Below are 24,951 nucleotides of genomic sequence, written 5' to 3'. Positions count from 1 at the left end.
TAATTTTAAGTAAACAATTTATGGTGTGGTAGTCATGGGTTGTTTGAGGTGTATTGGAATAATATATTCCTAATATGTCGGACTTAGTTTACTTATCTATCGAAAAGAAAGAGTTCTTAGACTGTTTGAAGAAACAGTTTTATGCTGGCCATGGCAATGGAGTTAGACAAACTCTCATAGAACTCGGTTTAATCACTGCAGATATACGCAAAGCGGAAGCGAAGAAGTTATTAGGATGCTCTACTTATGACCGAGCTGTAGAGAAAGGTTATATCGTGGAACGAAAGCTTAATCCCGAAAAAAGGAATAGTAGTATTGTTGTGTCCCGTTCCCAGGTGTTTTTTGTTCGGGATTTAGTTCTTGAAGGGGATGGCATGGAGGTAAAGATGGTATAGGGTTCGTACGGAGGAAATACGGATTGAATAGAAAGGGCTTTCTATGATAGAGAGCCCTTTCTTGGTGTGTATTGTATTAATCAAAGAACAGCTTTAAGTTTACCAGACAGAATGATATACTAGTTGTTAATTAGTACATAAGCAGAATCAGAAGTGCGATGTATTCCTTCACTATCGGTATAGTTGAAGAAACAATAAGCGTGAACATTTCCACTCAAGCCCAATTCTTTCATGTTAATATTACATTGTGTCGAAACCAGTAAATCAAGTTTCATGCGTGGGAGAACTTTACCATCTTCAGCGATAAATAAGAAATGGATATATGGATCTTTGTATTCATCCTCAAAAGCGTCATACTCCCAATCAATTTCAAACATGTTGTCAGCACTCTTTGTTGCGACGAGATTACGTACAGGAGGTCTTGATCCATTAGAGATGATCAATTTACTGTAATCGATTTTAATTTCGTCTCTTTGTGCATCGTAAGAGAAGTGTTTGAAGTTTTCTTTGATTGCCACATTGTGCGCAGTTTGATGAATGGCTGCTTCATGAAAACTGATTTTAATTACGTCTTGAATGTTCGAGAAGAATTTTACTGCAGCACCAAATTTTTTGCGTTGTTCAATTTGAGATTGGGTGGATGATTTTTTGTACATCTTTGGCTTAGAACGGATGACATCGATCCCTTTCCAAGTTGAACCAACAACAGATCCAACAGTACCAGAGAATCCTCCAAGAATACCTTTAGAAATTTTACCCATGATGAAAAGTTTTAGGTTAATAAACGTTTGTCATGTGCAACTTTATATATATTATATATCAATCGCAAGTGTTTTATAATTAGTGCGTTGTTTTGCTTTTGGATGCGCTGTTTTGCATTTTGATATGGCTGAGTTATTCGTTAATTATGAGTTGTAACAAAACTGGTAGCTATGAAAGATTTATTGATTTTTGTGGTGTGTGTATTTGCTAGTTTGACAGGATTGAGCTCTTTTAATGGAGTGGAATTTTTGGTTTCTTCAACTAAAGATGTGGAAGCTTCGGTTTCTACGAAAGATGGTGTGGAGTCTTTTGTTTCAACGAAAGAGGATGTGGAGGTTGTGAAGGAGACTTTAGATGAAACGAAATTGCGATTGCTTACTCAGGAGCAGAAGTTGGTTTTTATGGAGGAACGTTTTTTTGAGCGTCTGGATGGTGCTGAGGCAAGGATAAATGCTGAGATTAGAGGACAGCAGAAGCAACTGGATAGTTTGCGTGGGTTGATGCATATGGTGCTCTCCTTTTTGATTGGGTTGAGTGGATATCTGATTTATGAGAAGAGAGGAGAAAAGAAGGAGTGATCCTTCTTTTTTTTTGATTATTGGTAAAAATAGATGTGTTATGGTGATCTGTTAAGTGGTGTGATGTTTTGTGTGTTTTTGCTATTGAGGTTATGCTTGAGGGGTGTGTGGTGTTTTGTGTGTTTGCAATGGGATTTACTCGCGTTGTTTTAGGGATTGCGATAAGGCTTTTGTTGCGAACTGGAGGCGGTGTGGAGCTTTTTGAGGGTGCGAGGTACGAAGCAACCGATAAAGGAGGTACGACTGTAAAAGCGTAGCAGCCGAAAGGAGCACGGAAATGCCGTTTGAGGAGACCGATTAAAAAAGATATTCCTTCTGGATGATTTAGCGTAGCGATGATTCCAGAAGGATTTTCTTTTCGGTTCTCCGATGGAGCAATCTCTAAAACAACCCCTTTGAAAGGGCGGGCGGGGCAAATTGTTGTATGTTCTTTTATTGTCTCTATACCTAAAGCCGTTGAGCGAAGCTCATAAGGCATGGGAGGTATAGAGGCATTTGGGGTTTATACGTTCTAGTTTGCTTTCTATTGAGGTATGGTTTCTGCTGTTTGATTTGTTGTATGGTGTTTTTGCTATTGAGGTTTGGTTGGTTTTATGATGATGGACCTGAATAGAGGTGGGGAATTTATTTGAGGAGGTATAGAGATTGTTTTTTGTTTTCTGGAGGTTGATCAGTTGTATGGTGGTTTTGCTAATGTGGTAAGGGTTGTTTTATAATGATGGGGCTGTATGGAGGTGGGGATATTTGTTCTTTTTTGAATGGATGAAGTGTGTTCGGTTGGATGTGTTTTTCTCTGCTGAGGTGAGAATGTGTGATTTGAATCTTGAGGTATTGGAGTTTTGGTTGAGGGGGTTTGATGTTTTGTTTGTTTGCCAGTGGGATTAACTCGCGTTGTTTTAGGGATTGCGAATAGGCTTTTGTTGCGATACTTGAGGCGGTGAGGAGCTTTTTGAGAGTGCGAGGTACGATGCATTCGATAAAGGAGGTACGACTGTAAAAGCGGAGCAGCCGAAAGGAGCACGGAAATGCCGATTGAGGAGACCGAATAAAAAAGATATTCCTTCTGGATGATTTCGCGTAGCGATGATTCCAGAAGGATTTTCTTTTCGGTTCTCCGATGGAGCAATCCCTTAAACAACCCCTTTGAAAGGGCGGGCGGGGCAAATTGTTGGGGATTGTTTCTGGACCGATGACTTTGATGTGGCGAAGCCACGAGAAAGAAGGCCCAGGGAGCTGAACGAATGCTGAAGAAGCGAAGCTTAAAGGCATGGAGTTTCAGGGACAGATAATTGGGTGGGTGGGGCCAACTCGCCTATTTTCTATGAAGCATTATCGGAGGGATATTCTCTGGAGGGGGTGTAAAAATAGATGGTTATCGATCTTAGATCTCTGAGATATTTATACATAGCGTTGTTATATGACTTTTTCCGAGAGAACGAAGGAAAATGTTATATAACCCCAAGCTATGTTAAATAATTATGGAGATCTATGTGGAGAGATAACCTTCTATTTATCCCCCTCCTGGGAAAGAATATTCCGGAGATTATGCGAAATAGAAAATAGACCCGAGGGCTTTATAATTATCTTACATTTTAGTCATAAATTGAAAATTTAATTCTTACATTTTATGATTTATTCTCATGATACATTACTCATCTTTAACATTTAAAATACTTCTAATTTTATCTTCTAACTCTATTATCTTTGGGGGTATTTTTTCTCTTATCTCCTTTGAAATTTCTAATAACTCTTTTGAACAATTCTTAAAATAATCAGCAGGAAGATTGCCTTCACGTATGCTTGCTTACACCCAACCAAAATTCTAGCCCTTATCCCAATATTCAATATTTCATCAATTGGCTCACAAAATGATTTTGTAAAGAAAATCTTATTGGGGAATTAGTATGTTATTCTAAATAAAATCAGGAAAATATACTTAATCTTCATTATCGTCTTCATTCATTTCAACATCTACTGGCATCTTTAAATTCTGACTATTCCATCTATCTTTAATCCAAGACACCAATTGCTGTCTTCTATTTTCACATGATTCCTTGTCCCAGTTGTCGTAAACAGAGATTTTCCTCTCTTGCCTAATATCCGAGTTTGCATAGCAGTGACCTTCTCCGAAACTTCCTTTTTTCCTTAGAAAATCAAAATTTGAGTAATGTGAGTTATCAAACGTCAATACAATATTTGATATATCGTGTAAATAAATTTGACTATCATCATTAGACCAATCTTGCAACCATTTAGAGTCTATATTGGGATTTTGTGGAAGAATATGTTCTAGTGTTGAATCTGATAGATCCCTCCATTGAATTTTTGATTTTAAATTCTTCCCTTCCTTTTCGAGTAACCAAAGCTCATATTCAAATAACGTATATTTTAATAATCTACGATATGAATACCAATTAAAAGGTATAGATACTGATGCTAAATAGATGTCATGAGGAGAGTACCATTCGATTAAACCATTTACCCAACTAGAGATGTCATTTATACTATATTCGTTATGGAATAGTTCTTTTGCCCATCTGTAAAATGCAGATTTCCCAGCATTACTTCTTTTCCCAGACCACAAAAACACTCTATACGAAAACAATTCCAAGTTCTTCAGAAGCTCGACATATTGGTCATCATCTATTTGCTTTTTATCAACCCCTATTTTTGCTGAAACAATAAGAGGAAGAAAGTTGGCAATATTACCTGCGTTATGAATTTTTCTTAACCATTTTGATTCTTGTGTGTCTTCTAAGGATGGAATATTAAGTATTGATGCATATTGCTTTGAGACACTAGAAAGTCCATCAATAAACATTTCAATGAACTCCTTCGTTTCTTCTAAACTCTTTTCAGAGAAATCACGTATTGGAATAACCCATTTACTTTTAAATCCTTCATATCCCTCCCAATATTTTGGAATATGTGAACAATAAAGTATCCATGCAATTCGTAAACACTGGTCTTCATTACCTTGACATCTCGCAAGGTTAGTATATATCTCTTTCCATGATTTATTAATCTTGCTTGTTAAATCAGTCCTATCAAAATCTTCCAGAACATTTCTTGATACCCAATATAAAAGATAATTCTTCAACAGTTCCATGGTTGAGAGTCCTTTACCTCTCGAATTCATTAATTCAAAAGTCATTCCTATTTCACACTCTTCTTCAATTGTATAGTAGGTAAAAGAGAGCTTTCTGGTTATTGCATCAAACAATTTATCTAAGTATTCACCTGATTTTTCTTTCAATTGTTCCTCAATGTGGTTCTCAAAATAAGCGTAAGCATACTTTAACCTTTCATCGTGTATTGATGTTGCTTCAATATTCGTGTATCCCTTTGTAACGAGGTCACAAAAGAAATCACTAGAACCATTATTTAAAGACAGTTTGGTCACTCTTTTATTATGAAGAAAATTAATCTTTTCAGCATTATATTCATCCGCTCCTGAATCAATCAATTTTTTAAGAATGACAGATAGGTATAAACATGAAGTCGTAAGCCTTTGTTGACCATCTACAACGTCTACAATATTCAACGTTTTTGTTCTACCATATTGCATGGTAGGTTTTTCTGGTGGTTGAAATGTAACTATCGTTCCAGTGTAATGACTCTTGATATCTTCATCTACTAACGCATCTATGTCTTGTACAAAATCAGACAATTGTTTTTCTTCCCAGGCATACCCTCTTTGATAATCAGGGATTCTAAATAATTTTCCTTCAAGTAAGCTAGCAAAGTTTTGTTTATTCATATATCTTTTGGAATTAAAGAGTTTTGGGTTTATTGTAAATTACGTGGCTTGTTTATAAGATAAATATACATGTAATATCACTTCATTTTAAGTGATATTACATGTGTCTCCATAGAACAAATCGTTTTATATTAGGATGATTTCTTCTAATTGAATGCAAGAGATGTAAAAAACAAAGTGATTTATACTTTATGAATAAGCCCTGTTGTAAATTATAAATAAAGATAACATTCAATAATTTAATTATGTTGATTTGAATGCAAGTTAAGGGTATTATATTTCGTGGATTCAAGCGACAAATGCAACTATTCTATCGAAATTTGTTTATATAGCCATCCCCCTAACTTTTGTATCATAAAGTTCATTAAACCATAATCGTTTAAACATTGTATTGGCACGGTCTTCGGATAGTTTGTTGTAAAACTCCAATTTAGTGTTGATAAAGTTTAGTAGTTCACCATCAATTTCCTCATTGAATTTTTCCTGAATATTGTCCTTGGTGTTGTTCTGATTGAAGAAACTCATTAACTCGTCGTTTGAATAGATTCTGTCTTTCATCTTTTCAAAGTCCACACGGTCATCATCTGTTAAATCTAAACCAAAGGTGTCGTTTAAAACTTTAATGATGTTGGTCAAAAAGTCTAACTCTTCTTCTGGTTTATGACCTCCACCGCCAGGAGTCATACCTTCCATTTCACCATCCCCTGAGACCAATTCTAGATCGGAAGTGTATTTGTGTTGTATTTTATAACTGTGTAGTTCAACTTCACCCAATACATCTAATGGCATGCGTGATTTAATGTAAGGTAATTTCTTTATTAATGCGGTTAGAAAAACATAGTATTTTTCTAACTCTACATCTGTGAAGGTAATTATACCTCTCAAAAAACGATATAGATTGATAAAAGATTTGGCATCGCTCTTAAAGTTTGTTTGCTGTTCTTCGTCCAATTCTTCCTCATATCGGTGGCATACCTCATTTAAAATAGGTTGCAGCTTTTCGAAGTTATCCCCTTTACGGAAGAAAATATCGGCAAAAGCATCAATTTCGTTTTCATACAATAAATTATAGGAATTGATTTTGCTCTGAACATCATACAAAGCATTGGGATCTGTCTGATGCTCTTCTTCCATGTAGTTTTTACCATAGAACTTTTGAAAATCTTCCTGAACCATTTCAGGTTCATTTACAAAATCGAGAACCATCGTTGAATCTTTTCCCTTGGTGGTTCTATTCAAACGACTAAGGGTTTGCACAGTACTTGTTCCACCTAATTTTTTATCAACAAACATGGTGTGAAGCAGTGGTTCATCGAACCCCGTTTGGTATTTGTTGGCAACAATAAGTAGGCGAAATTTAGGCAGTTTTAAAGCTTCGGGTATGCTTGTTTTACCCTGCAGATTGTTCATGTTTGCCTCGGTGTAGTCTTCGCCTGTTTCATCATCGCGAACCGTACCAGAGAAAGCTACTAATGCGCTATAAGGTAGTTTCATTTCACGCATAATATCATCAAACTTGCGCTTAAAGCGTACTGCGTGTAGGCGAGAACGAGTAACCAACATGCCTCGAGCCTTGCCTTGAATTTCGTTTTGCGTTTGTGCCACAAAATGCTCAATCATTATTCGGGCTTTCTTTTCGATGGCATGGTCTTGCAAATCGACATAAGAACCCAATAGCTGAACGGTTTTCTTTTTCTCGTATTCCTTGTCTGGAATAACGTTACGCTTTACAATTTTGTAGTAACGCTTAAAAGAGGTGTAGTTCTTTAATACATCAAGGATAAAGCCTTCTTTGATGGCTTGTTCCATGGAATAGATATCAAAAGGTTCTTTCTTTCCATTTGCCTGAACAGTACCAAATAGCTCAATGGTTTTTGGTTTTGGTGTAGCAGTAAAGGCAAAAAATGAAATATTTTTTTGAACGCCTTTGCTCTTTATCTCGTCAGTAATAATCTCATCTAAATCCTTGTTTTTTGCTTCCAATTCTTCGGCAACTTCCAGAGATAAAGACTTGCGCAAGTGACCAGCTGCATCGCCCGATTGGGAGCTGTGTGCCTCATCGATAATTACTGCATATTTTTTATTTGGCAGTTTGGCAATGGTATCGGAAATAACAGGGAACTTTTGCAGTGTGGTTACAATAATTCGTTTGTTATCAATAATTGCCTGTTTTAAATCCTGACTTGTCATGCGTTCGTCAATGTAAGCAACAACACCAGGGGTATCGTCTAATTGACGTATGTTTTCTTGAATCTGCTTGTCTAAAACCCTACGGTCGGTAACTATAATGGTAGAATCGAACATGGCTTTATCATCGGTGTAGTTCTGATAAAAACCCGATAAACGATAAGCCAACCATGTAATACTGTTTGATTTACCCGAACCAGCAGAGTGTTGTCCTAAATATTTACCTCCCACACCATCTTTGCGAACCGCTTCTAACATGCGGTTTACAATTCTGCGCTGATGAAAACGAGGGAAGAGTAATTTTGTTGATGTTTTTTCCTTTAAGGCTTTTGTCTTTTCATCGTAGTATGTGTCCTTATCAGTTTGAACGCTGATAAAATTTTGTATTAAATCCAATAAAGAGTCTTTACGCAATACATCTTCCCATAGATATGAAGTGGCAAAGCCATTGTCGTTCTTATTTTCTAATCCCTGATTGAAAGGCAAGAAAAAAGTGGAATCGCCTTTTAACTGGGTAGTCATAAAGACCTTTTCGGTACCCACTGCAAAGTGCACCAAACAGCGTTTAAAATCGAGAAAAGCCTCTCCTTTAGGATTACGATCTTTTATATATTGTTTAATGGCATTGTGGTGGTTTTGTCCTGTCAATGCATTTTTAAGCTCCATCGTAACCACAGGAATACCATTGATAAAAAGCACAATATCAATTTCGTTGGTGTTACGTTTTGAATATTGCAACTGGCGAACAATAGCAAAACGGTTCTGTTTGTACCAAGCTTCATGTTCCGGAGTTTTATTGTTCGCAGGTTGAAAATAGACCATATTCAAAGCCTGACCACGGTCTTTTACCTTGTTATGCAGAACATGTAGCGTTTTATTTTTGCTTAAATTACGGGCAACATTGTTTACAATTTGCATATCAACATTGTCTCCGTACTGCTCTTGTAAAGCCTTGTATTTCTCGGGTTGTGTATCTTTAACAAAAGCAATAATCTCACTTGGGATAACACATAGGTCTTTATTGTATTCCTTTGGGGAAACAACATTATATTCCTTTACCTGGTTTACAAGATAATCTTCGATATGTGCTTCAAAATGTATTTCATAAGTTCCTGTTGCCATAAGTTGATAGGTTTTATTTGATAGAGTTTTTAGTCATCTCGTGGTTTTGAATAATTTCTTTTGCTCTTTTAAGCTCAGCTTCTTGATATAGTTTTTGAAGTATAGCCTCACCTTTCTGAACACGATCTTGAAACCACCAGAAAATTTGGTCGATGGATATACCTAAGTGGTAAAGTTTCATATCTTTTTTTAGAAGGCCGTTGAGGGTTCTGATGTTCCACAGTTCACCTCTTAGGGAATAGCCTGGATGACCTAATGCGATGAAACGTTTGTAGTTGTTAAAGAATCGCGAAGCGAGCAGTTTTAGGTTATCATAGTTTATGCAACTTTTGTTTTCTCTTAAACATAGTTGAACATCTGAAACAACTTCTGCACCTGGCAGTGCATATTTGTTTAGTTTGTAAAGATTAAGTATATGATCTTCTAAGTTAGAAGCACAGTCTAGAAATGAAACAAAAGAGAAATAATTACCAAATTCGACATCAAGAAGATATTGATGGATTGAAGAGAGCTCATTTTCTCTTTTCAACCGAGTCTTTTCGAGTTCTAATTCTTTGGTTTTAATTTCTAATAATAGTGTATAGGCTTTTTTTTGTTCTAATGCAGTTTTATATCTTAACTCTTCTAAGTTGTAAATATTTTGTTCTTCTACCTCCATAATATTGTTATCATTTTGTTGTTTTCCAATCACGCACATCAATTTTGCCTGTTACCGCTTCGGAAATGATGGATTGACGATAGAGTTTGAGTTTTTCGATAGAAAGTGATATTTTTTCAATCGTACTATCAATACCTTTTAACTTCACATCTATGTATTGAGCAATTTCTACTTGCTCCTCGAAAGAAGTCCAACATAGCAATATATTATTCAAATTATCTTGTGTCATACTTGGAACAGCAGAGCTTTCCTGATAGTAATCAAAATGTATAGTTTTGCATAGATAATAAAAGAACTTAGGAAATACCGTTTCAGATATTTTCGTATAGAATAGCGTATCAACAGTCCAAAATGGCTCTTCAATAAAAAGAGGATTATCAATAGTACCTTTTCTACCTAATAATACAGATGGCTTATCGTATAGAAAATGTTTAGCCCTGCCAAACTCTCCTCCTGTTCCTAAAACAGGATAACCTCCTTCTTCAATCAAAACTTCTTTCTGGTCTTTACCATTGTGTATTTTTGCAAAATACTTTAGTTTTTTCAATTTCCAATGCTCAGGTATCTTACCTAACCACTCAATGCCACTATCTTTCATAGGTGCATCAGGATTTAAACCTTTCGTTACTGCCTCGTTAATAATTGCCTGGCGTTGCAGTTTTAGTTTTTCAATGAGCTTTTCCTTTTTCTCAATGAGAGTGTCTATTTGGATGGTTTTATGATCTAGGTATGAGGCTATGGTATATTGTTCATTCATTGGAGGCTTAATCACCTCTACATTCATTAGTGCTTCTTGCGTAAGTTTAGGTTGTGCTGCACCTACAATTAAAGGAGTATAATCTATTGTCTCAAGTAACTCTGCAAAATACCTAATACTACCATCAATAGGTTTTAAAATATGAGCATGATTATTAACCCAATATTTTCCTGATGCTATAAATGCTAGTCGTTTACTCCTTGAAAGTAAGTTAGCACCATCTTCTCCTATTAGAATTGTTTCTTCATCAAAAAGATAATTATCAACTTTATCTATAACCCCTGATGCTCCATAATAATCGTATTGATGTTCCTTCATTTCAGCTCTTTCTACGGAACTCAAAGGAATCCTACGACTATTTAAATTGGACAATACATGCTTAATCTTAACAACTTTCCAGTTTTCAGGAATTTTTCCCAGCCACTCAATTCCACTTTCCTTATAATTATCGTACTTCTTCATTAAGCAAGTAGGTCTTTAAGTAAAACACTAATTTCTTTTTCAAGCCCCGAAATATCTTCTTTTATTTTCTCAGAAGATTCTAAGCCTTTGTACTGATAGAAATACTTGGTAAAGTTGATTTCATAACCAATACGTGTTTTATCAAAATCAATCCAAGCTTCGGGCACATGCGGCTTCACTTCCTTTTCAAAGTATTTCTCAATGTCGGCACTTAAAGATACATTTTCTTTGTCGCGTTTTTTGCTGTCCGGTTTTGGTTCCCCTTTTTTGTTGGTTACCACCTTGCCCTTGTCATCTAACTGAGGTTGCTCGATAGTAAGTTGGTAGTATCCAAAATGGTCGTTGTCGTATATTTTGCAGTAGTCGCCTTCTTCAAAATTATTATAGATGTCCGTAATATTGGCGATGAATTGCTCCTCCATGTTATTACGCTTGTTACCCAAACTTTTTTTCATGGGGTTGGCAAAAATGTATTCTACTTTTTTACTGCCATTAGTACCTTTCTCAATGTTGGCGGCTGCATTAATCAATTGTACTTTGCCTTTACGCTCCGCAGTCTTTTTATTGGTAATGAACCAGATGTAGGTGTTAATGCCTGTATTGTAGAATAGGTCTTTAGGCAAAGCAACGATACACTCCAACCAATCGTTTTCGATAATCCATTTACGGATTTCGCTTTCGCCACTACCTGCATCGCCTGTAAAAAGCGGAGAGCCATTGGTAACAACACCAATACGACTGCCTTCGCGTTCCATTTTAGAGATCATGTGTTGCAAAAACAACAACTGTCCATCGCTGGTACGTGGTAATCCGGCATAGAAACGCCCTGCAGGATTTAAGGCTTCGTTTTGTATGAATTTTTGGTCTTTCTTCCAGGTAACACCGTAAGGGGGGTTCGCCATCATGTAGTGGAAGTGCTTGCCAACAAACTGATCTTCAGAAAAAGAGTTGCCGTGTTTGATGTTGTTGGCATCCTCTCCAGTAATTAAAGCTTCAGATTTTGCAATTGCAAAAGATTGCTCGTTTATTTCCTGACCATAGGTTTTAATGGTTGGTTTGTTTGTACTATCTGCAAGTAATACTTGGTCTATATATTTCTTTGCTAAATTTACCATCCCCCCAGTTCCACAAGCAGGGTCATATATTGTACGAATAATACCAGGTTTGCTTAATTCTTCTTTTTCAGGAGCAAAAACAATGGCATTCATTAAAGCAATTACATCACGAGGAGTAAAGTGCTCCCCGGCTGTTTCGTTACTTTGCTCATTTGATATTCTTATGAGTTCCTCAAAAACATAACCCATTCCATGGTTGTCAATCTGGTCGGTGTTCAGGTTCACCTTGCAGATGGCATCAATCATTTCGTAAAGCAACTTGTTTTTAATTAAACGAGCTACTATTCTATCGAATTGGAAGTTTTCGAGAATATTTCTTACATCTGGATTAAATCCGTTCAAATAATTATTGAAGTTAATCTCAATGTTGCGAGGGTCGTCTTTTAACGATATTAGTGTATGCTTTGAAGTGTTGTAGAATTTTAATCCACCTGCCGCCTTACGCAGGATTGGGTCTAGTTTATCTTCTGCAACTTTATCGTGAAAGTTATTGTAGGCATCTCGCACCTTTTGATTTACTTTTTCCAAAATGCAATCTAAACGCCTGATAACAACAAAAGGTAATAGCACATCACCAATCTCATTCTTTTTGAAGGAATCTCTCAACACATCATCTGTAATTCTCCAGATGAATCCTACTTCTACTTTGTTGTTGTTATTTATATCGTTGCTCATATCTTGATTCGATTTCTTTCTTTTTTTAATGACACTGCAAATATAGTTTTAATATGTGCAGTGATAGTGCGTAGGTTAGAAATTTAATATTCCTGATACACAATCTCCTTTAATTTGTGTTGAACTTTTTCCGCCTAGCACTTTTATATTTGACTGAATATCTTCAATTAATTTATTACTAACTTTTCTATTTTCATCCTTCAAATGACTAGATAAATGAATTTCTCTTCCCGTTGATATTTTTTCTCCTCTACTATTGAAATGATTAAAGGAGTCTCCTGTATATATGCGTAAGTAATTTGTCCAGATGGTTCTATCATGTTCAGAAAAACTTTTTTGTCCTCTTTGTTTACGTACAAGAATCAAAGTAAAAGTTGGTTTAATGCCAGTTATAGTTTCAACTGCCTTTTTTGTCTGTTTTTCAATATTTTTAAAAGACCTTCCTCCTTTTACAAATTGATCGTGGTCGGTGTAAACAATAATGTTTGTTTGAATGCATTTATTTGCATGAAGAGATTTCAAACATGGAATATAATTTGATTCAATTAATGAGGCATCAGAAAAAACAAATTGGTCAATTAGGAGTAAGTCTGTAAATGGCATAGTAAATCTTTCTAGGTCTTCCCACTTATTAAATTCGTCTCCTCCTATGTTCATCTTCTTTTCGAAATCGTAATCACTTTTACCAAAAACAAGTTGATTAAACAAATTTAACTCTTGTCCTTTGTTTTTAATAGCTAATGCTCCTTCTGCTGTCGTGTTATCACAATTTTCATCATTCACTAAATATCCATTTTTCAGATTGAATGAGTTTAACGTAGTATGTAGGTTATTACATAATGGCCTTTCAGGAAATCTTTCGTCTAAAAACATAGGAGCTTTCTCTCTTTTTCTACCATAAGCCATTTTAGCAAAGAAAGCTTTAATTAATTCATTTGACAAAATTTCATCCTTACTAAAATTTAGTGCTATATCTACTTGGTTGCGAAATACCTTTATCACATCTTCTAAAAACAGCTTGTCTTCACTTTTTAGTAATGACAACATATTTTCTTTGTCTATATAGAATCTCATAGGTTAATACAAATCAAAGATTAAACGGGAAGATTCATCAAAAAAGCCTTTTCCAAATTCATCTTTAAAAGAACCATCTGAATTATATCTCATTTGATAAGGACCTTTATCTTTATCGAAATAGTAAACTTTGAAAGGTATTTCATTCTCGGACTTTTCGGAATTAAATGATTTCACAAAAAGCTGTGATTTGCGAAGAATATATTCAGAATGCGTCTCAATGATAAATCGTATACCATAATTATCATAAGCATCAAAAAATAGTTCCGCAAGTTCTGACTGTAATGCAGGGTGAAGGTTAGTCTCAGGTTCCTCAATCATTATAATTGCTTCTTTACCCAATAAAAACCGCTCTCTGGTCATTGGTCTTTTACCGTTTTCTTTATCATTTATTTTTAATGCGATACATAATAGAATAGTAAATATCTGACCTGCACCAAACCCTTTATCAACAAGGTTAATAGGAGTTTCATTCTTTTTATCTTCCTCCGATTCATAGATATGAATCATACTTGCAATACCTTCAACAGGTTTGATATTATAGTCTATACCAATATCAAACTTCACCATCCAGTCTTTAAGAAACTTTCCTGCTCTGCTTGTTTTTTTGATGGGGTTTTGAGCATGTTTACTGATTAAATCGTAAATATCATTTGTGTGCTCATCGTTAATGTATAGCCTTGTTTGGCTGTTTCGATGGGGGCTTAAATGGTCAACTGTAAAATTAATTGCACCAGTTATTGTGTCGGAAACTCGCATTAATGTAAAGTTGATATTTCTATCATTGGAGTAACCAATTTGCTTTTCATTTTCACGGAAGTACTTCATTAGGCTCATTCGGATAATACGGTCGATAACGGGGAGTCCGTCCCTAAGGTCTTTCATTTCGAATATTGGACTGAAAACCAATATATCCTTATCAACTTGCATTTCGCCATGAAGCTCTTTAAGACTAATATTTATATCTTTTATGGTTTGCTTTTGTTTTGCAATATCTTCTTTTAACCTTATCTGAGTTCTAGTTTCTTTAGTATCCAAAAGGCGTTTTTCGCCCGACTCAATTCTTCTTTCAATTTTTGATTTATATATTTCAAGGTTTTCTATTTCTCTTGAAGTGTCTGTCTTTCTGCTTTCAATAAAACGCTCTTCAACATGAATTTGGAATTTATCCTCTTCTAAATGTTCCATTTTAAACCAAGAGCCGTCACTAATCCTTGTAATACTTATGGATTCTAACAATCCACTTTGAATCTTTTCTGTCTTTTTTAATGTTTGAATAAGAGGACGAAACTTTAGTGTAGTCTGGAAATCTCTGTTGTCGAAACTAAATTCAATTTCATGCATACCTTGTTTGAAATTATCCCAATTTGATGCATTTTGATAACAGTCAATCTTATGATTCCATTTGTTTTCTCCACGAAAAGTTAACTCAAGATGATTGTCGGATTTACCGTAATCACTCAAAACCATAAGTGACTTAAGAACCGTTGATTTCCCAGAATTATTCTGACCTGTAAAAAACGTAATAGGTCCCAATTCTATTTCGCAAGGCTCCTTAGCTTTTCTAAAATTTGTTATCTTGATTCGTTTCATGATGCAATATTATTTGCAACCTGTGCAGCCATTACACACAGGTGTTATATTTTTGATTTAATGTTTTAATTCTCTTTTTTATTGAACTTTTCAGCTTCTCTGGTTCTATCACTTCAATTTTTTCTCCAAATGATAGCAATAAGGCTTCTAATTCGAAGTTCAATTGTAGTTTCAATTCCACTAATGCCACCCCTTCATTATTTCTTTTTATTTTTTGCGAACCGTGAATCGGTTTTGAAATCATGTAGGGAAGCTGTTCTTCATCCACTTTTATTAGTATCTTCTCCGCTTGCTTTTCAACATCCACCGAAACACCAATAACATCATCGAAATATTCATCAAAATCGATTTCGTCATTTGGAATATATTGAATGCTAGATTCAGAAATGTTCTGGATTCGGTCGAGTGCCAAATTAGTCAGGTTTTTATATTCGTTGTTTAAGCCGAATAAAAACCATCTGTTGTTGTATTGCTTCAAATGGTACGGGTGCAGTTCAAAGTCTAACGCTGTGTCTGATTTAAACGGCTTGTAGACGATCTTCAAAACCCTTTTATTAACTATTGCATTGTATATGTCACCAATGTATTCACGCCCTGTTAGAAATGGGTTCTCCTCAAAGCTTAAAATATTATCTTCTGATTTTAAGTGAAAAGATTGTTCCAGACGCGCTTTCATTTCTTCTACCCATTCAAATTGAGGCATGCCTTTAAATCGGGAAAGAGTAAGCAATGACTCTTTCAATTGCTGCGCTTCTTGTTCGTTTAATGGTTGACTATTTATAGAAAAGTTTAAATCGGCATATCGATAAAAAGCTTTACGACCATCTTTGATTGATTCAATTGGGGCATCAAAACCTTTGGAATCTTGCATGAACTTAATGTCATCATAAATCTGACGACGCTTTACTCCTGTTGATTTGGGGTCAATGTCCAACAACGCCTCATTGCATGCGTCTATTAAATCTTTGATATAATATCGCTTGCCCGGATTACGGAAGCATTTGTCTAATGCCTGGTATCTTATTGTTGCGTTTTTGTTGGTTGACATTTAATTATTTTTTTGATATTTTATATTCTGCGATTTTTAAAGCCTTCATCGCATTTTGTTCGTCTTTTATCACATCCAATACTTTATCAGCTAGCCAAAAAGTCAACAATTCCTCTTTAGAAAAATTATATACGTTCGCAAGCTTAAAAATGAATTCTCGTTTAATATTTTTTTCTCCTCGTTCCATTTTGCTGACATAAGCAGTATCTACTTCTAATTCAGCAGCAACTTGTCGAAGCAATAAGCCTTTTTCCTCTCGTAATTCTCTGAGTTTTTGTCCTATTATCATCTTTCTAGATATTGACTTGTCTGTTTTAGTCAAAAATATATAATTAGTTTCTATTATTTGTAGGAATTGGAATATATTTTTGATGTATTTCACATTGAATCCAATAAGTCTACAAGTTTAATAATCAAACCTTTTGGTTGTTGTGATTCTGTAGTTTGTACTATCTGTCGTAAATAGTCCTGTGGTACTTGTTATTTTAATCAATACTTTGGAAACTTTCCTAATTCGTTTATCAATTCTTGTTCTCCGTAATTCGTTTTCTGTGGGGCAGAAACGGTTTTGTTTTTTTTGTTGCAAGCATAAAAGAGATTCTTTGCATTACGTTTGCATATCCTGAAATTCAATAGCAGTTCTTCCTACATCAGGGTGTCGTTGCTTTGCTGATTTTCTGTAATGTAATTTTGCTTGTTCTAAATTGGTAAAAGCATTAAAATACCTCATCGTTGTTCAAATTCTTCAAGTGTTTTAAAAGGAGGTGCTGTTTTGGTGTAATAGTATCGTCTTGTATTTCCTCCCTTTTCTATTTGTTTCTTTAGATCTGGGCAATCGTTAATTTCATTCCTGAGCTGCTGCATCACTGACCGAATTGAAATACTGTTTGGGTACAGTTTTTTAACTAAGTCCTGTTTCAATATGGTTCGTTGTACTATACATATAGCAGAATTAAGGTTAAGAAAAGAGTAATAAAGCCCTTGAAGTATTGAATAATGTAGGCTTGTAGAATATAAGTGCTTGAGACTGCCTTTATAAGCTTTTTTGAATATTAAGATAGGGGTTCCTGAAAAAAACTATATTCGTTTGTAATTAAGCTATTTATCTAATTTGCAGTTGTTTTTAAGTCCTAGTGTTTTATTATTAAAGCGTTAAAAACCTTGCATTTGATGATTCAATATACTGCTACAGCAATATCAGCACAATACACTGACTGAATACACGTATAATATTAATTATTGAATTAAATTATAATTTAAAGTAAATTTGGTTACGTAGAATTAAGAAACAAAAGCAATATGTATATTTCTAAAATTAAAATAAAATCTTTTCGAAACTTCAAATCAGAAGAAATTGATTTTCGAGAGGGTGTGAACGTTATCATAGGACATAACAATGCTGGAAAATCAAATTTACTTAGAGCGATCTCATTGGTGTTGGACAATAAAAGATCGAGACGACTAGAAGTGGATGATTTTTGTAAGAATGTTAGTTTCAGTGAATTAAAACAGAATCCTCCAGAAGTTATCATTCAACTTACTATTTCAAAAGGACAAAATGAAACCATTGACGATTTACCGACAGTTGCAAATTGGTTAACGGAACTAGATTCATCATATAAGGCTCAGTTAACTTATAGATTTTTTCTTCCTGAAAAAGAGCGAGGAAAGTATATAAATGAACTTCAGCAAATAGATGATCGTAATGAAGACAAGGCAAAGAAACAAGCTTGGAGATCAATTCGAAGGAATTTTATGCGTTTGTATACCTACAATATTTACGGAGGAGATGCATTACTACATAATCAAGCCGAAACAGATTCATTGCAAAAATTAGACTTTCAATTTTTAGATGCGATTCGTGATGTGGAGAGGGATATGTTGACAGGTAGAAATGCGTTGTTGCGAGATGTATTTCAGTTCTTCATCGATTATGATTTAAAAGAAAAAATGGCTTGTCAAACTCCTGAAGAGCAAGAACAAAGAAAAGGTGAGATTAGGTTGCGTCAGAATGAATTTTCAGAAGAAACAGATCAATTACTCCAAAAATTACAAAAAAGGATGGAAGGAGGAAAGAAAGAGATTTTATCCTATGCGAATGAAACTGGAGCATCCTTTAATCATGCTAAACCTGATTTTGAAGGAAGTATTTCTGAAACAGAAATGTTTTCGACTTTGCAACTCATTATAAAACATACTACGGGAATTGAAATCCCAGCAACTCACAATGGCCTTGGATATAATAATTTAATATTTATGTCCCTGTTGTTGGCTAAGATGCAGGTCGATTCAGATGGGTCATATATGGGGAGTAATTCAAAGGTCTTCTCAATTTTAGCCATTGAGGAGCCAGAAGCACATCTTCACCCTGCAATGCAGTTTAAATTCTTAAAATTTTTAAAAGAGGGGAGAAATACGGCGAGGCAGATTTTTGTAACAACTCATTCAACACATATCACTTCAGCAGTCACACTAGATGAGCTAATTTGTTTACACAATGAAAATGGAGAAACAAGAGTTGGGTATCCAGGTACTATTTTCCCACCTGATAACAATAGTAAAAAATACGTACAAAGGTTTTTGGATGCAACAAAATCAGATATGCTTTTTGCACAGAAAGTTGTATTTGTTGAAGGTCTAGCAGAACAGTTATTGCTTTCTTTATTTGCTCGTTATTATGATATAGAAAAGAGGGCTAAACATAAGGATAATGGAGGAAGTTCTAGTGATTATCAGCCTGTAAATTTTGAAGATAATCATATAGCACTTATTAATGTAGGAGGTCGGTATTTTGATCATTTTCTTCATATTTTTGATTCAGATAAGCCAAATACTATAAACAAGAAAGTAGCTTGCATAACAGATAGAGATCCTGTTAGAAAATCGATTATTGAAAAGGATTCTCATTTTAAGAAGTGTTATCCCTTTGAGATTGATCAAAACAAAGATGAATATGAGTATTCTAATAATGCTAGTGAATTGATCGATAAATACACAAGTCATTCAAATATTAGATTTTTTAGCCAAGATGCTAAAAAAGGAAAAACACTAGAGTATGATTTGGTTACAAGTAATCCAACCTTTCAAGGACTTATCACAGAATCAGTATCTAATAAGAAACAACTTTCCACGTTAATGAGCTTTATGGAGGATTCAACGAAGACTGTTCAAGATTTTCTTAACGTGTTGAGTTATGGAACTGAAGAAAATCCTAACCGTCAAAATTGGGCGATTAAGAATGGTATTGATGAATTAGAGAGAAATGAAAAACCACAGTGGAATGAAGACGATAAGAAAAAAGCGATTATCGCTTCACGATATTTGAATTCAGTTGGGAAAGGAGAAAATGCATTAGATTTAGCCGTTGCGCTAGAAGAGAATTTAGCAAAGTATGGATCTGCTGAATATGTTGAGTTTAATGTGCCTGAATATATAAAAGAAGCAATTGAATGGGTATGCAAATAACATCAGATAAAGTATTCGACGATATAGAGCATCATTTTAAAATATCTGCAGGACCAGGAGCTGGTAAAACACATTGGTTGGTTCAGCATATTAAAAATGTATTAGGAAAATCAAAAAGACTAGGTAAAACACGAAAAATTGCTTGTATAACTTACACTAATGTTGCTGTGGATACAATCGTTAAAAGATTGGGAAATGCAACCCATCATGTGGAAGTGTCTACGATTCATAGCTTTCTTTACAAGCATTTAATTAAGCCTTATGCTAAATTTATAGCTCAAGAATATGATTTAAACGTTTCAAATATTGATGGCCATGATGAACATATCGTATATTTTAATATTGTAAAAAAATGGATTGAGAATCATTCGCAAAAATCATTATTTAAGCATCCGAATTCAGAAAAACAGTTATTAAAGATTAAATATGAGACAATAAAGCAATGGCTAGAGACAATATATTATGAGTTGACAGACTCTAATGATATTGCATTAAGCACTGATAAAAATAAAAATTTCTTTAGTAATAAAATTCAGCCTAAACATCAAATTAATAGAAAATGTTTGGATATGCTAGAAAAAGATTTAATAGAATATAAGAAAATATATTGGAAGAAAGGAATATTGCATCATGATGATATTCTATTCTTTAGCTATCAAATTATTTCAAAGTGTCCATTTGTCTTAGATGTTTTAAGAGCAAAATTTCCATACTTCTTTATTGATGAATTTCAAGACAGTAATCCTATTCAAGTTGAGATTATCAAGAAGATCTCCGAAAAAGAGACAATTATAGGTGTTATAGGAGATCAAGCTCAATCTATTTATGGTTTTCAAGGAGCAGATCCAAAACAATTTTCAGAACTTGAATTACCGGAAATGCGAAACTATGAAATGGCTCAAAATCGAAGAAGTACAGACAATATTATTAACACTTTAAATTCTGTGAGGTCTGATTTATTGCAGCATCCCTATAGAAAAGTCTGTGGTATGAAACCAGTGATTTTTTGTGGAAATAGCAATGATGCATATAAGGAAGCATTGAAGCTATCCAATAATAAAAAAGTTGTTACTTTATCAAGAGATAATATCACTTCAAATGCCATGAGACGAGAATTTGGAAATGGTAATTTGAAAGATAAATTATTCAGCGATCTCAAAAATAATGATAGCAGTAAAGATAGGCGTAAATTTGTTATTCATTACTTAAAGGGAGTTGTTTTTGCTAAAGAACGTAAATTTAAGGAAGCAATAAAAGAGATAATGGTTCTTTATAAAAGTACCATTGAAGATAAAGAAGAACGAAAGAAAAGAGCCTTGAACGACTTACTGTGTTTGTTGAAAAAATATGATGATTATAGCAATGCCAGTTTAATGGTGTTTTATGAATTGTTGAAGAGAGAATTAGATAATCAAATATCAAAATTCCAAAAAAACAGCAACGCAAAGAGTTTCTATGAAAATCATACGTTTCAAGAATTGGCACTCTGTGTTAACATTCCTGAAGACTCAAGTGATCACAGAACAATACATAAGGCTAAAGGCGATGAATTCAATAATGTATTACTTGTTCTTAAAAAAGAGGAGGATTTAGCATTTATTCTAAAACCTGATTTAGAGAAAGAAGAACAACGAATTGCATATGTTGCAATTAGTAGAGCACAAGAACGATTATTTATTTCTGTGCCAACTCTAAAGGAGTCCAAAAAAGCTTCTTTATCTAAATTATTTGAAATTAAAGAATTTGAAACTTGATTACTTTTACATAGTCAAAAAGGTAATTGTTGAAATGATGAATCGCAAAGGTGATAATATTTATGAGTCAGAGGAGCTGAAGGATGTTGTTGAATATGTTTGTGAGATGAAAGAAGAGTTGATTGCTTTTGGGAAACGCATTAAATAAGAAGCCTAAATGAGTCTAGTTTAGTTTATTGGCAAGGTAGATCTTTCGGTTTTTATATTCATTTGTAATTATATGGTTGCTTTGTAATACTTTAACTATCTTGTAGTTATAAAGTAGATGTTGATTTTTAGAGTTTGGCATGGAATATTAAAAATGAGCCCCTTTTTCGTGAAGAAGAAGGGGCTTGTTTTAGTTTTGGCGGTTGCGACCGAAGAGGAAACACATGACGTAGGCGAGGTATTCTGTGAATTTGTTGAGGGTTGGAGATGGGATGTTGAGTTTGTGGCCAAAGAGACATGTGAAGAGGATGATGAGGATTACTATTTCATGGATGTTCCGATCTAAGAAGCCTGTGGTGGTTGTTTGATTGGCTTGGATGTTGCGGTTGCGTGCGTCTTGTTTGTCGGCTGTGGAGGTGTTTTTGATGATTCGTTCGGAGATGTGACGTGCTGTTCTGGTAAAGTGTTTGATGTTTTTTGTTTTCATGGGATATGTTTTTGATTATTATATTGCCTCTTTTGGGTTGAGGTTGGAATTTCTCTGGCAGGGGTTGGAATTGTCCTTCGATAGGTTCAGGAACTATTCTTAGGTACGCTTCTGCCCTTCGACAAGCTCAGGGACCTTTCTTTATAAGGTTCGGGATCTTCCTTGGTAAAATCTAGAACTGCCATTTGATAGGCTTAGGAATCTTTCTTGGATAAGTTTCTGCCCTTCGACAAACTCAGGACCTTTCTTTATAAGATTCGGAAACGTATTTTGATAAGGTTCGGGATCGTCCATTTGATTATTGGTGTGATTATGGTTCTAGGTGTTCTGGTACTTTTTTCAGAGTATGTATTCATGTTGTGTTTGAAATAATTGTAAGCTGAAGTTTATAATAGAAGACAGAGAGATAGTTCCTGGGGATTAGTGGAACTACTCTTTGTCTGTCTTCATCACTTGATTTTAACCTTACAAGATTGAGAATTATAACCAGATTTTATTTTAGACCTGCGTTGAGATGCTATGTGAGGACTTCGGATTGTCTACGTCTAATTAATTGTGTTATTCTATTGTCCTCGTTGATATTGAATGAAAGACTAAGGAGCGAGAAGATGCTCCGTTAGTCTAACTACATTAGCAAAACCCCACTTTGGTTTTGAATATTATGGCTTAGTATCTATCGTATGGATGGAAGTTCTGTTCGTCTTGCCTCTTGAGTATATCTTCCACTTTCTCCTTGGGGTATATAGAGAGAAGTTCTTGGATATATGCTTCTTTCTTTTGTTGTCTTTTGATTGCATAACGTTTTTCTCGTTTTATTTTTAGTCGATACTTGTGCGTAATGTATTTGTCCAGTTCTTTGATTTCTGGAATGAGGTAGTCTTTCCCTAGTCTAACGACCATATCCCGAACAAGTAGTTTTCGGTCTGCGTAGCGAAGTGTTAAAAGGTCTGGGTGTTTCTCTTGCATTTTTTTCACTATTAAACTGCAGTCCTCTACAGTATTGAGTGTTTCGAGAATTTCCTTTCGCTGTCTTTTGGTCAACTTCATCTTAGATGTATTTAAGCATTTGTTTATGGGTAAAACAATCGAATCTTTGTTTATATATCTCCCTCAACATGATGGCGTTTACGTGATGCTATAACTGTTCTATGATCTTTGAAAGATCGAAGTTTGGGCAAGTCTTATGTTTGTTAAAATGGTTGTGGCCAAAGATATTTTCTTTGGGAATTTTAAATTCACGCATTATCTTTTTGAGTAGGACTACTAGAAAGTGGAATTGTTCCTGGGTGAAATTGTTTCGTCCAGTGAGACATATTCCAATAGAGTCAATGTTGTGTCCTTTGCAGTGCGCACCGATCATTTCGAGTGATCTCCCCCATTTAATACGACCATTTTTAGTGATCACGAAATGGTATCCAATATCTTGCCATCCTCTATCGAGGTGCCATTGACGAATCGTTTTGACGTTGTCGTGGTGAGGATTGTCGCTGTCGGAGCAGTGGATAATGACTTTGTTAATATTTCTCATGGTTTTAGTTTTAAGTTAAAGGTGATGGTTGCAGTCTCTTTTAGGATCGATTTCCTATTCGTGGTGAAGATGTGAGGTAGCTCCACTGAATTGGATTTAAAAGATGCTAGTTCTTCTGCAGAGATATTTAGCTTTTGGTATGCATTCTTAAAGGAAAGTAGTTTTATGGTGGCCGCTTCCTGACGAATACGATAGATTTGCACCTCCGTGGTTTTGAGTGCTTTTGCAAAATATGATGTAGGCACGCAAAATATGGCAAGGCTCACTACGGTTGTGTTTAGGATATTGTCTTTGACGCACAGCTTTTGAATGATCTTCTTTGGATTTTGGTTGTGATATATCTGTTGCTCCACCAGATATCTTTTAAAGGCTATGTTGTATAGAAGCGCAGCCTTGCAGATGGTTTTGAGGTTGAATATATCATAGGATTTTACCCAGACGAGTGCTCTCGTAGCATTGCTGTTGCTAAGAGAGTTCTGGATCTCTTTTAAAGACCGGATTTTGTAGCAGTTTCCACTTGTATCTTTGACGATAAATCGGATCTTGATTAGAGATGAGATTCTGCGTTTGAGTGTAGCGTATGAAATTTGAAGAGAAGTTGTTGCTTCTGTGATGGTTTTTTGGTCCAGTAGTATCTGTTTTTTTCCTAGAAACAGGAAATGACAGTATGTTTGAAAAGAAGGGAGTGCCCTCTTTCTAAAGACATGTTCAATGACTGTAATAGGAATACTTTGGTATAACATAATACACTGATGATAAGTTAAAATAAGGATATGCAAGAGCTGTCAACCAATGGGCATACACGTTATCTAATACATAGAAGGTTAAAGGCGCCCTTTTTCGCCTGTGGTTAGCGCGCTAGAGGGTAGGAGACGCAATCCTACTCGACGGCTATAGTATGACTCAATCCTTCGATTTCGTATTGTAATTGTCTGAAAGAATCTTCATGATATCGGATTCTTTGTAGAGTATTTTACCTCCTAGTCTGGTGAATGGGAGTCTTTTTGATGATCTGAGGTTCTGCAGTTTTCGTTGAGAAATATGCAGGAGGTTCATGACATCCTGGGCATCGAGCCATACCTCTTTTTTTTGAGGGAGAAGGTTGATCTGTTCTTTAAGGTTTAAAAGAGTGTTGATCATTGTGTCTATGGTTCGATTGATTTTGACACGTTGCTCTTTTTGATTCATACGGAGGAGATCTAGGGATTAAGTACTCTTGTGATTTTTGTGTGGTAGTAATCATTTTTGAGATGTAATGGATGGTTAATAATTTGTTTTTTATGCCCAATAGAATTGGGATTATCTTTAGATCAAAGTTAAGTGGTAAATAGATACGATCTGTTGCACGTGTGCCAACACACGTGTAAGACAAAGTGAGGAGAAA

General features: G+C 35.0%; 20 protein-coding genes. 6 read left to right on the top strand and 14 right to left on the bottom strand.

Features of this window, described 5'->3' with window-relative positions:
- Nucleotides 1-74: 74 nt before the first annotated feature.
- Nucleotides 75-395, top strand: a complete 321-nt coding sequence (locus K4L44_12005) for a hypothetical protein (GenBank protein ID QZE13309.1) — start codon at nt 75-77, stop codon at nt 393-395.
- Between the two features lie 119 nt (nt 396-514).
- On the opposite strand, the gene K4L44_12000 is transcribed toward K4L44_12005, so the two are convergent.
- Nucleotides 515-1,156, bottom strand: a complete 642-nt coding sequence (locus K4L44_12000; protein QZE13308.1) for a hypothetical protein — start codon at nt 1,154-1,156, stop codon at nt 515-517.
- A 171-nt stretch (nt 1,157-1,327) separates the two neighbouring features.
- Between K4L44_12000 and K4L44_11995 the strand changes: the two genes are divergently transcribed.
- Together K4L44_11995 and K4L44_11990 are read left to right on the top strand one after the other, a co-directional pair.
- Nucleotides 1,328-1,735: a hypothetical protein gene (locus K4L44_11995; protein ID QZE13307.1), complete on the top strand. Its 408-nt coding sequence runs from the start codon at nt 1,328-1,330 to the stop codon at nt 1,733-1,735.
- 92 nt (nt 1,736-1,827) lie between these two features.
- Nucleotides 1,828-1,992 carry a hypothetical protein gene (locus K4L44_11990; GenBank protein QZE13306.1) on the top strand — a complete coding sequence of 55 codons (165 nt, stop codon included), beginning with the start codon at nt 1,828-1,830 and terminating at the stop codon, nt 1,990-1,992.
- 1,679 nt (nt 1,993-3,671) lie between these two features.
- Here K4L44_11990 and K4L44_11985 read toward each other — a convergent pair.
- The 9 genes from K4L44_11985 to K4L44_11945 all read right to left on the bottom strand — a co-directional run bounded on the left by K4L44_11985 (nt 3,672) and on the right by K4L44_11945 (nt 16,475).
- Nucleotides 3,672-5,495: a DUF262 domain-containing HNH endonuclease family protein gene (locus K4L44_11985; protein QZE13305.1), complete on the bottom strand. Its 1,824-nt coding sequence runs from the start codon at nt 5,493-5,495 to the stop codon at nt 3,672-3,674.
- A gap of 324 nt (nt 5,496-5,819) precedes the next feature.
- Nucleotides 5,820-8,804: a DEAD/DEAH box helicase family protein gene (locus K4L44_11980; GenBank protein QZE13304.1), complete on the bottom strand. Its 2,985-nt coding sequence runs from the start codon at nt 8,802-8,804 to the stop codon at nt 5,820-5,822.
- Nucleotides 8,805-8,817: 13 nt separating this feature from the next.
- The gene (locus K4L44_11975; protein QZE13303.1) at nt 8,818-9,462 is read right to left on the bottom strand and encodes a hypothetical protein; all 645 of its coding nucleotides are present in this window, start codon (nt 9,460-9,462) and stop codon (nt 8,818-8,820) included.
- A gap of 10 nt (nt 9,463-9,472) precedes the next feature.
- Nucleotides 9,473-10,681, bottom strand: a complete 1,209-nt coding sequence (locus K4L44_11970) for a restriction endonuclease subunit S (protein ID QZE13302.1) — start codon at nt 10,679-10,681, stop codon at nt 9,473-9,475.
- Nucleotides 10,681-12,471: a type I restriction-modification system subunit M gene (locus tag K4L44_11965; protein QZE13301.1), complete on the bottom strand. Its 1,791-nt coding sequence runs from the start codon at nt 12,469-12,471 to the stop codon at nt 10,681-10,683. Before K4L44_11965 ends, K4L44_11970 begins: the two co-directional genes overlap by 1 nt.
- A 75-nt stretch (nt 12,472-12,546) precedes the next feature.
- Nucleotides 12,547-13,545, bottom strand: coding sequence for a hypothetical protein (locus K4L44_11960; protein ID QZE13300.1), 999 nt, complete (start codon nt 13,543-13,545; stop codon nt 12,547-12,549).
- A 3-nt stretch (nt 13,546-13,548) separates the two neighbouring features.
- Complete coding sequence (locus tag K4L44_11955) at nt 13,549-15,138, bottom strand: AAA family ATPase (GenBank protein ID QZE13299.1); 1,590 nt, start codon at nt 15,136-15,138, stop codon at nt 13,549-13,551.
- Between the two features lie 31 nt (nt 15,139-15,169).
- Nucleotides 15,170-16,186 (bottom strand): WYL domain-containing protein, encoded by a 1,017-nt coding sequence (locus K4L44_11950; GenBank protein ID QZE13298.1) that lies wholly within the window; start codon nt 16,184-16,186, stop codon nt 15,170-15,172.
- 4 nt (nt 16,187-16,190) lie between these two features.
- Nucleotides 16,191-16,475, bottom strand: coding sequence for a helix-turn-helix domain-containing protein (locus K4L44_11945; protein ID QZE13297.1), 285 nt, complete (start codon nt 16,473-16,475; stop codon nt 16,191-16,193).
- 1,010 nt (nt 16,476-17,485) lie between these two features.
- On the opposite strand from K4L44_11945, the gene K4L44_11940 reads away from it, so the two are divergent.
- The 3 genes from K4L44_11940 to K4L44_11930 all read left to right on the top strand — a co-directional run bounded on the left by K4L44_11940 (nt 17,486) and on the right by K4L44_11930 (nt 21,898).
- The gene (locus tag K4L44_11940) at nt 17,486-19,651 is read left to right on the top strand and encodes an AAA family ATPase (protein QZE13296.1); all 2,166 of its coding nucleotides are present in this window, start codon (nt 17,486-17,488) and stop codon (nt 19,649-19,651) included.
- Nucleotides 19,636-21,405, top strand: coding sequence for an ATP-dependent helicase (locus K4L44_11935; protein ID QZE13295.1), 1,770 nt, complete (start codon nt 19,636-19,638; stop codon nt 21,403-21,405). Before K4L44_11940 ends, K4L44_11935 begins: the two co-directional genes overlap by 16 nt.
- A 301-nt stretch (nt 21,406-21,706) precedes the next feature.
- The gene (locus K4L44_11930) at nt 21,707-21,898 is read left to right on the top strand and encodes a hypothetical protein (GenBank protein ID QZE13294.1); all 192 of its coding nucleotides are present in this window, start codon (nt 21,707-21,709) and stop codon (nt 21,896-21,898) included.
- Between the two features lie 807 nt (nt 21,899-22,705).
- Here the strand turns inward: K4L44_11930 and K4L44_11925 are convergent.
- The 4 genes from K4L44_11925 to K4L44_11910 form a co-directional block, all read right to left on the bottom strand.
- Entirely contained in the window at nt 22,706-23,086 is a 381-nt protein-coding gene (locus tag K4L44_11925; protein QZE13293.1) for a hypothetical protein, read from the bottom strand.
- Between the two features lie 88 nt (nt 23,087-23,174).
- Nucleotides 23,175-23,567: an N-acetylmuramoyl-L-alanine amidase gene (locus K4L44_11920; protein QZE13292.1), complete on the bottom strand. Its 393-nt coding sequence runs from the start codon at nt 23,565-23,567 to the stop codon at nt 23,175-23,177.
- Entirely contained in the window at nt 23,564-24,310 is a 747-nt protein-coding gene (locus K4L44_11915) for a hypothetical protein (GenBank protein ID QZE13291.1), read from the bottom strand. The genes K4L44_11920 and K4L44_11915 overlap by 4 nt, the downstream gene beginning before the upstream one ends.
- Before the next feature lie 160 nt (nt 24,311-24,470).
- Complete coding sequence (locus tag K4L44_11910; GenBank protein QZE13290.1) at nt 24,471-24,755, bottom strand: helix-turn-helix domain-containing protein; 285 nt, start codon at nt 24,753-24,755, stop codon at nt 24,471-24,473.
- Between the last annotated feature and the right edge of the window lie 196 nt (nt 24,756-24,951).

Source organism: Prolixibacteraceae bacterium (assembly GCA_019720755.1).
In the GTDB taxonomy this organism is placed as follows: domain Bacteria; phylum Bacteroidota; class Bacteroidia; order Bacteroidales; family Prolixibacteraceae; genus Halosquirtibacter; species Halosquirtibacter laminarini.
Note: the sequence above shows the minus strand (reverse complement) of the source record. Positions and strands in the feature narration are given on the sequence as shown.